This is a genomic window from Bacteroidales bacterium, from assembly GCA_035647615.1.
GTDB lineage: Bacteria > Bacteroidota > Bacteroidia > Bacteroidales > 4484-276 > SABY01.
The window spans coordinates 61326-73481 of record DASRND010000001.1; the positions used below are offsets into that span (position 1 = coordinate 61326).

The 12156-nt window shown below is 49.1% G+C and carries 10 protein-coding genes; 8 read left to right on the plus strand and 2 right to left on the minus strand.

Translation table 11 applies throughout. The features are described 5' to 3' along the window. Positions 1–156: 156 nt before the first annotated feature. Positions 157–1683: a glycine--tRNA ligase gene (locus VFC92_00275; GenBank protein HZK06609.1), complete on the plus strand. Its 1527-nt coding sequence runs from the start codon at positions 157–159 to the stop codon at positions 1681–1683. Between the two features lie 257 nt (positions 1684–1940). Here VFC92_00275 and VFC92_00280 read toward each other — a convergent pair whose 3' ends face one another. Then, complete coding sequence (locus tag VFC92_00280) at positions 1941–2150, minus strand: DUF2283 domain-containing protein (GenBank protein ID HZK06610.1); 210 nt, start codon at positions 2148–2150, stop codon at positions 1941–1943. Positions 2151–2441: 291 nt separating this feature from the next. On the opposite strand from VFC92_00280, the gene VFC92_00285 reads away from it, so the two are divergent. The 7 genes from VFC92_00285 to VFC92_00315 all read left to right on the plus strand — a co-directional run bounded on the left by VFC92_00285 (position 2442) and on the right by VFC92_00315 (position 11838). Further along, positions 2442–3356 carry a hypothetical protein gene (locus VFC92_00285; protein ID HZK06611.1) on the plus strand — a complete coding sequence of 305 codons (915 nt, stop codon included), beginning with the start codon at positions 2442–2444 and terminating at the stop codon, positions 3354–3356. A 28-nt stretch (positions 3357–3384) separates the two neighbouring features. Beyond that, entirely contained in the window at positions 3385–4782 is a 1398-nt protein-coding gene (locus VFC92_00290) for a T9SS type A sorting domain-containing protein (protein HZK06612.1), read from the plus strand. A gap of 116 nt (positions 4783–4898) precedes the next feature. Then, the gene (locus tag VFC92_00295) at positions 4899–7238 is read left to right on the plus strand and encodes a TonB-dependent receptor (GenBank protein HZK06613.1); all 2340 of its coding nucleotides are present in this window, start codon (positions 4899–4901) and stop codon (positions 7236–7238) included. A gap of 194 nt (positions 7239–7432) precedes the next feature. Beyond that, complete coding sequence (glp, locus tag VFC92_00300) at positions 7433–8605, plus strand: gephyrin-like molybdotransferase Glp (protein ID HZK06614.1); 1173 nt, start codon at positions 7433–7435, stop codon at positions 8603–8605. Beyond that, positions 8589–9389 (plus strand): GTP 3',8-cyclase MoaA, encoded by an 801-nt coding sequence (gene moaA / locus VFC92_00305; GenBank protein HZK06615.1) that lies wholly within the window; start codon positions 8589–8591, stop codon positions 9387–9389. The genes glp and moaA overlap by 17 nt, the downstream gene beginning before the upstream one ends. A gap of 1 nt (position 9390) precedes the next feature. After that, positions 9391–9837, plus strand: a complete 447-nt coding sequence (moaC, locus tag VFC92_00310; GenBank protein ID HZK06616.1) for a cyclic pyranopterin monophosphate synthase MoaC — start codon at positions 9391–9393, stop codon at positions 9835–9837. 9 nt (positions 9838–9846) lie between these two features. After that, on the plus strand, positions 9847–11838 hold the full coding sequence (locus tag VFC92_00315; GenBank protein HZK06617.1) for a tetratricopeptide repeat protein: 1992 nt from the start codon (positions 9847–9849) through the stop codon (positions 11836–11838). Positions 11839–11970: 132 nt separating this feature from the next. Here the strand turns inward: VFC92_00315 and VFC92_00320 are convergent. Next, on the minus strand, positions 11971–12156 hold a 186-nt coding region (locus VFC92_00320; GenBank protein ID HZK06618.1), incomplete at its 5' end, for a hypothetical protein.

Consider the following 12156-nt stretch of genomic DNA (forward strand, 5'->3'; position numbering starts at 1 on the left):
AATATAATCAGCATTGAAAAAACCCATGCCGCCGCTTTGCCGTAATAAATAGTTGTTGATGGAGGAGGAGCCGCCGAAAAGTCTGTGCCCCATGGCGCCAATCAAAAAGCATCAAAAGATAACCAGTGCCAAATAGTTTTGTTCTATTTTTGCCCGATGATAAATAATGAAGATCTTTTTAAGAAAATAGTAGCCCACGCCCGTGAATACGGGTTTGTGTTTCAGTCGAGTGAGATTTACGATGGGCTGAGCGCTGTGTACGACTATGGTCAGATGGGCGTAGAACTCAAAAACAACATCAAAACCTATTGGTGGAAAGCCATGGTGCAGTACCACGAAAACATTGTGGGGCTCGACACGGCAATTTTTATGCATCCCACCACGTGGAAGGCTTCAGGCCATCTGGACGCTTTCAGCGATCCGATGATCGACAACAAAGACTCCAAAAAACGCTACCGCGCCGACGTGCTGGTAGAAGATTATCTGGTCAAACTGGAAGATAAGATTAGAAAAGAGGTGGACAAAGCTGCCAAACGTTTTGGCGACAGCTTCGACGAGCAGCAATATCTGACCACCAATCCGCGTGTGATGAAATACGCCGAACAGATTCAGGAGATAAAGCATCGCCTCTATCAGTCGATGGAAGACAACGACCTGGTGGCCATGCGGCAGCTTATCGAAGATTTGGAAATTGCCTGCCCTGTCTCCGGCACGCGCAACTGGACGGATGTGCGGCATTTCAATCTGATGTTTTCTACGCAGATGGGATCGCTCGGCGACAGCGCCAACACCATTTATCTGCGGCCTGAAACAGCACAGGGCATTTTCGTCAACTATCTTAACATCCAGAAAACCGGGCGTATGAAGATACCTTTTGGCATCGCGCAGATTGGAAAAGCTTTTCGCAACGAAATCGTGGCGCGTCAGTTTATCTTCCGCATGCGTGAGTTTGAGCAGATGGAGATGCAATTTTTTGTGCGTCCCGGCACTGAACTCGAATGGTTTGAGTACTGGAAAAACCAACGCATGCAGTGGCATTTGAGCCTGGGCATCCCCGCCGAAAACTATCGTTTCTACGAACACGAAAAGCTGGCGCATTATGCCAACGCAGCTTTTGATATCGAATACAATTTCCCTTTCGGATTCAAAGAACTCGAAGGCATCCACTCCCGCACCGACTTTGACCTGGGCGCACATCAGGAATTTTCCGGTAAAAAACTGCAATATTTCGATCCGGAGCTTAACGAAAGCTACGTTCCTTATGTGGTGGAGACTTCCATTGGCCTCGACCGTACTTTTCTGGCCGTGCTTTCGTACGCTTATCGCGAAGAAACCCTCGAAGATGGCTCTGAGCGTACGGTGCTGCATATCCCGCCAGTGCTGGCTCCCATAAAAGCGGCAGTGTTTCCGCTCGTCAAAAAAGAAGGACTGCCCGAAAAAGCACGCGAAATATTCGATGCGCTCAAGATGGATTACATGTGCCAGTACGACGAAAAAGACGCCATCGGCCGACGCTACCGCCGTCAGGATGCCATCGGAACTCCCTATTGCATCACCGTCGATCACCAAACGCTCGAAGACAACACTGTGACTATTCGAGAACGCGACTCGATGAAACAAGACAGAATCAGCATCGACGAGATTTCGGGAATCATCGCCAAACGTATCAAAGAAAATAAGTAGCAGATGTTACAAGCTATTGATCAGCTTTTTCAAATCTTCGTCGCTGCGGATAATATGACAAAAGCCCTCTGGGTAAGTTTCTACAAGTTTTTGCTGCTTTAAAGGTGAGGAATATTATACGATGCTATCGGACAGGAATAAACATAATTATCCGATCGCGTCGGATAGAAACAAAAAATAATCAGCCAGCGAAACTGTTTATGATCCAAAAAATCGGAATGAAATTCATTTTCTGTAAACGCCACACTCATCAACAATTAAAGGACTTCCATACGCTCAACCTGATTGAATGAGAAATTTCCAATTTCGGTCTGTTGCCTGGCATGCTCAATGGTCATGCTTACAATATTTCCATCCTGATCCATCTCAATCAATAGATTTTCGTTTAAGTCTTTTGTCTCGGTAATTAAATTGTCGTTGAAATTTACCAACAAAGTGTCTGTGTCTTTAAAGTATGTAATCTTCATAATCCTATTTTTTTAAAATCCCTATCAAAAAACGCATTGTGAGAGGTTTCATCTCTTTTTATTAATAATAGCAAAGTTAATAGTCATTCAGGATTTGCAGCTGCCATCATTCAATTTCTAACGTTCCCTTTCATTGGTTTCTGTAATAATATTTTTGCATGGCGCGATATGTCGGGCGGTTCATATCCAAAGAATGAATTATTTTTGTGAAAATTTAGAGTGCAACAGCCTGCGCCAAAGTATTGATTAATAAAATGAATTGAGATAAACAATAGAAACATGACCAATTTGATGACAAAAGTCAGAAACACTTTTTTTGTGCTTGTCGCAATGTCCGCTCTCCTTTTAGCAGCCTGCGATAAAGACAACGACCGTAACCCGCCCACACTCCAGCTGTTAAGCGGCGGCAACTACACCGCCGACGGAACAGTGGCAGCCATTGGCCAATCGCTGTATTTTGGGATAAATGTGCAGAGCGGCGATGCCAACATCACTAATTTTACCGTGAAGCTCAAAACCAGTCAGGGTACCCGCACAGTGCGCGATGTGGGTCTTAATTCGCGCGACTTCAACGTGAACGAAACTTTTTTCCAGGGCGTGCATGATACCGCCCAATGGATTTTTACGGTGATGGACAAAAACCGCCTCACCGATTCCAAAACCCTGACGATCTACAAAGACCCTAATTCCACTTTTGGCGGCATTCGTCATTATCCGTCCATCGTGATGGGAATGGACGAAAACACGCAGATCGGACATTTCCTCGATCCCACAGCAGGCCACGTTTACATGATTGATTCCGCAACCATCATGCAGGATATGATAGATGTGGTTGTTTATTTTAAAATGGCGGATAAAAACGGCGTGCTGCTGCCTTCGCCTACTTTTTCATCACCGGCCGAAGATGGTGACGGCGTGCTTGAATTTTATCCCGAAATTGAGCAGTGGCAAACGCGCAACTACACCAAATACGACATCCGCGACTACAATGGCGTAACGGCTGAGGCCTTCGAAAACGCTCACAACGACAGCCTGCTCATTGTTTCGTACGAAGAGGTTTATGGGAAACGAAAATTCAAATGGGCAGTCACCGGAACCATCATTCCCTTTATGAACCAGCAAGGCAAAAAAGGGCTGATACGCGTAATCCAGGCCGACGAACTGGCAACCGGCGTTATCGAACTTGAAATGAAAATTCAATATTAATTATTAATCATAAAAATTCAATATCAATATGAAAAAACAAATCTTTACCATTGCTTTGGCCTTCATGGCATTGTTTGCCTTTGGCCAGGAAACCATTACAGGCTGGGACTTTCCCGTCAACAGCGGCCCCGACAGCCTCAACGCCAATATGGGCACCTCACAAAACCAGGGCTACGACATCCGTATGGAAAATGACGGCGGTGCCAATGGCGCGATAATCCTTACCGAAGGCTTCGAAACCTACGCTGCCACCGCCGATGGCTGGGACGAAGGTATCGACACCAAATATTGGTCGGTAAAATTTAAAGCCAAAAAATATAAAAATTTTAAAGTTTCCTCTCTGCAGCGCAGCGATGCCGAAATTCCCGGCCCGCGTGACTGGAAACTGCAATATCAACTGAGCGGACAAGAGGTATGGACTGACATACCCGGTGGCGAAGTAACCGCAGCCGACGATTGGACCAGTGCTACCGTTACCGACCTGCCTTTGCCCGCCGAATGCAACAATCCGTCAGGATCTGTTTACGTGCGTTGGGTAGTTACCTCTAACCTCGACATAAATGGCGAGGAGCTGCTTTCCTCGGGCATGAGCAAAATCGACAACATTCTGGTAACGGCAATGCCCATTATCGATGCCGATACCCTTACGGGATGGACGTTCCCGACAGGCGGCGAAGAAGACATGAATGCCAACCTGGGAACCGAGACAAATATGCGATACGATATCCGCCAGGAAAACGAAGCGGGCGTAACTGGCACTGTGACCTTTCCGGAAATTAGTCCCTTGGAGTGGGTAGCTTCAGCAGGAAGCTGGAACAACGGTGCCATGGACAAATTCTGGTCGATAAAATTTAAAGCTGCCGACTACCGCAACTTCCGCATATCTTCAATGCAAAGCTCCACCCTGGATGGCCCCGCAAACTGGAAACTGCAATATCAACTGAGCGGACAAGACGAATGGACTAACATTCCCGACGGCGAATATACTGTAGCCGACAACTGGACCACCGGAACCGTTACCGATTTGCTGCTGCCTGACGATGCCAACTATCCTGAAAAATCTGTATTTGTACGCTGGATCATGAGCGACAATCTGGCCGTGAATGGCGCCGACGTTACAAATGCAGGCGTCAGCATGATCGACAACATTCTGATCACTGGCGTATCGCCAACCGGCATCGAGCAGCCCATTGCAATCCAACAGGAAATGGTTTATCCCAACCCCTGCAAGGGTCAGCTTTTCGTTAGCCCGGAGAGCAGTGCTGCAAAATATTCCATTTATAGCATCACCGGCCAACTCGTGGATGCAGGCATCATCAGCAATGGCATCATCAGCATCCCCGGTCAGGCCAATGGGATGCATGTAATTACACTTTTCGATGCTGAAGGCCAGCGCCTGAGCAGCTCTAAAATTGTGATTGAATAATTTATTTTTTAATATCCCGATATTCCTGAACGCTGCAAGAACCTGGCTTCTTGCAGCGTTTTTTGTACAAAATCATCACTACTAAACCACTCACCAAAACTCTCAATGTTAAACTGATGTTCCGACTACTGCTCCAATCTTTTCCTACCGTTTTATTTATCTTTTTCGCGCTTTCGCTAAATGGGCAAACCTTGCAGGGCAGAGTTACCGGCGACGGTGGGCAGCCATTGCCGGGTGCCAACGTGATTATGGCCGGCTCCGGGCGCGGCGCCGTTACGGATACCAACGGAAAATACCTTTTGCACATCAGCGCACAGGGAACAACAGAAGTAAAGGTGAGTTTTATGGGATATCTTACTGCTCGTCGCAAAGTATATTTTGGTGACGCCGACACCATCCGGCTCGACGTGCGGCTTGAGCGCGATGCCATCATGGCTGCGCCCGTCGAGATAAAAGCCGATGCAGAATTGCGACCCATGCGGGCACCGGTTCGTTTGGAGATTATTACCGGCAAACAGATTCAGGCGCTGCCGGCGCAAAGCATCGATCAGGCCATGATTACCTCACCCGGCGTGAACGTCAACCGCGACTATGGCATTTACAGCGACAAAGCCGTGGTGTCATTGCGCGGACAGAGCGGCAGCAATCAGTCGCGCACATTGGTGCTGGTAGACGGTATTCCCGTCAACAAATCCGATGGAGGCAGCGTCAACTGGAATTTTATCCAGCCCGAACTCGTCGAGCGCATCGAGATTACCAAGGGCCCGGCGTCGGCCATGTACGGCAGCAGCGCGATGGGTGGCGCCATCAATATCATCACCAGCCGCCCACAGAAACCGCTGCAGGTAATGGCTGAAGCCGAAGCCGGCCAGTGGAAAACCCTGGGCGGACGCCTGAAAGTGGCTGGCACCAGGGCCGACACTTCCCACCGGACTTTGTGGTACGAAATCAATGGCATGCTGCGACGTAGCGACGGATACATCAACCAACCCGAAGAAACCATCCTGCAATACGATTCGGTGGTGGTGCCTTCATTTCTGCGCGAAGAAGCTGCACAGGCGAAGGTGGGTGCCCAGATCAACGCCAATCACCAGATAGAGGCTGAATTCTCTTTTTACAACGACAAGCGTGGGCGCGGCATCAAAATCTACGAAGACGACGGCTCCTGGTCGTCGCATCAAACTATCTTTAGCAAAGTAGCCTACAGTGGCCTGGCAGGAAAAACCCGGCTGCAGGGCAAGCTTTTCCTGCTGCGTGAAAACTATTATCGCGTCAACGAATATTTTAGCGATGGCGAATACATTCTTTATGATGTGGTAAGCAAGCGCACCGACGCCGGCATTTTGCTGAATGCTTCGCGAAGCCTGGGAAGCCATCACGAGCTTACCTGGGGCGGTGAAATTCGACTGGGCGGTGTGGATGCCTCCGACATCTACTACACCGCTTCCGATAGAATCGACAACGAAGGAAGGATGGATATGGCCGGACTTTTCGTGATGGACGAGATCACCCTCTTCGACGAGCAATTGCGTATCAATGCAGGTGTCCGACTGGATGGAGCGCATTTTTACGATGGCATTTACACCATTTCCGACCCTTCTTATTCTTTGGAATATCTGGCCGGATTTACTGACACGCTCATGACCGACCATCAGTGGTTTGCTGTAAATCCAAAGCTCTCGGCCAGTTGGCTCTTTGGTGGAAATACCCGGATTTACATTTCTGCAGCGCGCGGTTTTAGGGCGCCGGTACTCGACGACCTTTGCCGCTCCGGACGACGCAAAAATGGTTTCCGCATCGCCAACCCCGATTTATCGCCTGAATATATCACCAGTTTTGAGGCAGGTTTCGACCGGCGCTCGGCGTCGGGATGGTACGCTGGCATCACCGCTTTTTACTCGCATGGCACCGACTATATGTATGCCGTGAGCACCGGCGACTCCGTGGATATGGGCTACACCATCAGCCCGGTGTATCAAACGCAAAACATCGGTGGTGTAGAGATAGCAGGTATCGAAGCAGAGGTTTCCGGAAAGATCACCAAAAGTATCCTCGTGTTTGCAAACTATACCCGCAACTTTACCAGCATCAGCGATTTTACCCCTAAAACTGCCGCCGACCCCGATCTTACTGACAAACATCTTACCGATGTCCCCGACCATCAGGCCAATGCCGGTATCAACTGGATGAATAAGTGGGCAGATATTAACGTCACCGGAAAGTATACTGGAAAACGCTGGATCAATGACCGCAACATCCCCGACGTCACTTACATTCTTGCGCCACAGTATCCGGCCTGGTTCAATATCGACCTTAAAATCCAAAAACAAATTACAAAGCACTGGCTGGTATCGTTGTCGGTACAAAACCTCTTTGATGAATCGCACATCAACGATGGCGGCTACAAAACGCCCGGGAGAATCATCATCGGGAAGGTGGCGTGGCAGCTATTTTAGAGGAGAGAAAAAAGTAGGTAGTATTTAGTAAATAGTTGTTAATCGTTAATTGTTAATCGTTAATCGTTGATTGTTAATCGAGACCCGCAACCCGTAACTCGTAACCCGCAACCCGCAACCCGAACCTCTAACCTTTTTTGTCATAATAAAAGAGCCGTTTTCTGGTTTTGATATCTTTACAACCTTTACAGGATATGATATTATTTAAAGAGGCTCTCGAAATAGTCACCGGTGCTGCCCGGCAATTACCTTTCACACCCGTGTCTCTGGCGCAGGCGCATGGCAGGGTGCTGGCGCAGGATGTTTTCTCTGACATGGACATGCCTCCTTTCGACAAGTCGGCGATGGACGGTTATGCATGCCGCCGTGCCGATCTGGACAAGCCACTCGAGGTGATCGAAATAATCCCTGCAGGCGTGGTCCCCACCAAAATGATTCTCCCCGGCACATGCTCCAAACTGATGACCGGCGGCATGTTGCCAAAAGGTGCCGATATGGTGATAGTGGTAGAAGAGACCGAACCTGCCGGCGAAAACAGAATCCGCTTTACCGGCACCAAATCCTCCGACAACTTTTGTCGCATTGGGGAAGATTTACGAGAGAATGATCTTGTGTTAAAGTCGGGTACGCTGCTGCGCCCGCAGCACATAGCCATTCTGTCATCGGTGGGTTGTGTGGAACCGCTCGTTTATGATCAGCCCGTGATGGGCGTACTTTCGACGGGCGACGAACTGGTTGAGCCGCATCAAAGGCCGGCGCCATCGCAGATACGCAACAGCAACGCCGCCCAGCTGCTGTCCCAGATTGATAATATCGGCGCAAGGCCTGTATATTTTGGAATTGTGGCTGACACGCTGGAAGCTACCCGTGAAGCCATCGAAGCAGCTATTAATAAATGTAATATTCTGCTGCTTTCCGGTGGCGTTTCTATGGGCGACTTTGACTACGTGCCGCAGGTGTTGCGCGAAAGCGGCTTTGAAGTGCTTTTTCATAGTATTGCCGTGCAGCCGGGGCGGCCTACCGTTTTTGCCCGTAAGGAAAAAACCTATCTCTTTGGACTGCCGGGCAATCCGGTGTCGTCGTTTGTGCAGTTTGAGCTGCTGGTGAAGCCGTTCATATTCGCGCTCATGGGCTCAGAATATTCGCCCGTGCAAATTCAGATGCCCATGGGAACGACTTACACAAGGCGCAATACCAGGCGTAAATCGTTTATTCCTGTGATCATAAAACAAGGAAAGGTTTTTCCGGTGGATTACAATGGCTCCGCACATATCCATGCTTATGTGGAGGCGCAGGGAATCGTTCCGGTTGAGATTGGCAAAACCACATTAGCTGAGGGGGAGCTGACGGATGTACGACTCATTTAACCGAAAGATAAACTATCTGCGCATTTCCGTTACGGATCGTTGCAATCTGCGCTGCCGATACTGCATGCCTGCCGAGGGTATCCCATTGCTCGAGCACGACGACATTTTAAGTTTTGATGAAATCGTCGATTTCACGCGGGTGGCTGTCGGGATGGGTATTAATAAAGTTCGCATAACGGGCGGTGAGCCGCTGGTGCGCAAAGGAATTGTGGAGCTTACGCAAATGCTGGCTTCGATAGAAGGCATTGACGATTTGGGAATGACTACCAACGGCATTTTTCTGGATCGTTTTGCACAGCCGCTGGCCGATGCCGGTTTGCATCGTGTGAATATTAGTTTGGATACTTTGGACGAAGAAAAATATCATCAGATAACCCGACGGGGAAATCTTTCAGAGGTGCTGCGAGGAATTGCCGCCGCCGATCGGGCAGGATTGCATCCCATAAAACTAAACTGTGTGGTAAAAAAAGACGGAGATGAACCTGACGCAATTTCGGTGCGACAGTTTGCTGAAGCGCATGGATATCAGGTGCGTTATATCCCACAGATGGATTTGGTGGAAGGAACTTTTGGCCGGGTGCTGGGTGGCGAAGGTGGCGACTGTGCCCATTGCAACCGCCTTCGCCTCACCTCCGACGGAAAAATCCTACCTTGTCTTTTTAGCAACATTAGCTACGACATTCGGGAGCTGGGCGCCAAACGCGCAATAGAAACAGCATTGAAAAATAAACCCCTTTCGGGGACAACCAATAAAACAAGCTGCTTTAGCAACATTGGAGGATAAGATGAAGGAACTATCGCATACCAACGCCAGCGGTAAGGCCCGCATGGTGGATGTGGCCGGCAAGTCCGACCAGGTGCGCACCGCCACGGCACAAGGTTTTATCAGGCTGCAGCCTGAAACCGTAGCGCTCATTCGCAACAATGAAATTATAAAAGGCGATGTGCTCACCGTGGCTGAAATCGCCGGGGTTATGGCTGGCAAAAAAACCAGCGAGCTGATCCCGCTTTGCCATCCACTTGCCATCACCAAAATGGAAGTGACCGCTGAAATCGCTGAGGATGGTGTAAAGATTACGGCACTAGCACGATGTACCGGCAAAACCGGCATTGAGATGGAAGCCATCACCGCGGTGAGCATCGCGCTGGTAACGATATACGATATGTGCAAAGCTGTGGACAAAGAGATGCTGATCGGCGAGATTCGCCTGATTTCTAAAACCAAAGAATAACATCGCGCTATGTGGCGGGCATTCATTATTATATCAATAACTATTACGCTTGCTGTGCCTGCTGCGCAAGGACAACTCAACGTTGAGTATTTTATTAATAAAGGCATCAACGAATTTTATCGTGAGCAATACACCGATGCCATCTTCACTTTAAATACGCTTATCCGTTCGCGCCCTGACCTGGCGGAGCCACACATTTGGCGCGGCCGCTCCAAGCTTTCGCTGGGAGATTTCAGAGGTGCCGAGTTCGATTTTACACGCGCCGTGATGCTCGACTCATACAATCCTGACGCATATTATTTCCGGGGGGTTGTAAAAAGTAATCTTTACGATTACCACAGCGCATTGAAAGATTATGAAAAATCGCTGGAGCGGCGGCCTAACAATCCGGAAGTTTTTTTTAGTCGAGGCACCACACGGCTGCGCATGAAAGATTATACGGGCGCCATCCGCGACTACGACACGCTGCTGCTGCTCCGGCCCGACATCGAAGAAGCATTCCTGAACCGCGCTCTAGCCAAAGCCAACCTGGAGCGCTTCGACGATGCCATCAAAGATTGCAATCAAGCCATCCGCATCAACATTTTTTATGTAGAGGCTTTTATACAGCGTGGTCTTTTTCGCAACGAAACCGGCGCCTATCAGGAAGCGATGGAGGATTTTGACCAGGCCATAAAACTAGACGAGAACAAGCCGCTGGCGTATTTTTATCGCGCGGCAGCGTCTATAAAAACCGGGGATACCGTGCAGGCTTTCAACGATTTCAATAAGGTGCTGCGCTTGGATCCCGATAATGATCTGACGCTTTATAACCGGGCTTTGATTTATCTGCAATGGGAACAATATGCCGAGGCTCGCGAAGACCTGCGTGCAGTGCTGTCGCTGAATCCTGTAAATTTATACACCTGGTACAATCTGGGTATCGCCAATATGCGACTCGAAAATTATGAAGAAGCCAAAGAAGATTTTACCTCAGCCATCGAAATATTTCCTGACTTTGCCGCCGGATACATGAGCCGTGCCGCCGCCTGTCAAGAGATGGGAGACAACGAGCAGGCGCGCGAGGACTATGAAACAGCCATCGCCATCATCAACGCCGTAAACTCCGGCGAAGACTATGGCAGGCTCAACAGTTCTTACTCAGCTGACTCGGCGTATCTGCAGAAGATTATCGAGTTCGATACCGACTTCAACGCCAACAACGGTGCCGATGGGAAAATCCAAAACCAACGCGTCTACATTCAGCTGATTGCTAATTTCACCATTCAGTTTATTGCCACCGAAGAGGTTATTGCCGCACGCCGCAAAACTGGCTACCATTACCCGCCACTCGATACGTTGAAGACGTCCGTAAATAATATTAGCGCAGCCTTTAGCGCTAAGCAATATACCCTCACCGAAAATGCGATCCGTCGTCTCGATCAGGTTACCGACAGCATCAGTTGGTTCAATCCGTTTGACGCGGATAATTATCTCGTCATCGGCATTTACAACGCAATGATGATGAATTATAACGAGGCAATGACGGCTTTCGACCGCGCCATAGAACTGCGCCCCAATTTTCAGGCGGCCTTGTTCAACCGTGCCAACGTGCGCTTTGAGCTGATCGAGCACCAGTTTTCTATGGCAGAATCGGCGCCGCAAATTACTGTTACGCCACTGCAATCTTCTGGCACTGTTGTCGACCAACAGCCCGGGCTTCCTGACTTTGCACCTGTCATCGATGATTTTTCGCGTGTAATTGCTCTTGACCCAAGAATGAGTTTTGCCTGGTACAACCGCGGCAACATCAAAAACCGGATGCGCGACTTTGAGGGGGCGCTGAGTGATTATTCGAAGGCGCTTACGCTAAATCCCGATTTTGCCGAGGCTTATTACAACCGCGCCCTGACGCTGATATACCTGCGCCGCACCGCCGAGGCCTGCTACGACCTGAGCAAAGCCGGCGAACTCGGCGTGCAGGAAGCCTATAATGTTATCAAAAGATATTGCAGCAAGTAGGTGATTTGTGTATTAAAGGTGTCGCCCCCAAGGAGGTTTGGGTTTATCTTACTTCCTCATTCTACCATAATATCGCTCCTACGGAGCTTTTTTATATCCTGAAATATTATTGTCCGGTAAGCATAATTTCCATTAAATAGATTTCTCCCTCCAAATTTGCTCTGCAAATTTTCCAGTCGAAATGACAAGCGCTACGATGTGGTTAGGGGAGGTGGAATTGGGCGCACAGCGCCCAATTCCACCTCCCCTTCTCTTGCGCGCCAGCTGTGTCATTTCGACCGAAGGGAGAAATCTATTCGTTAATAAAAATGTCATTAG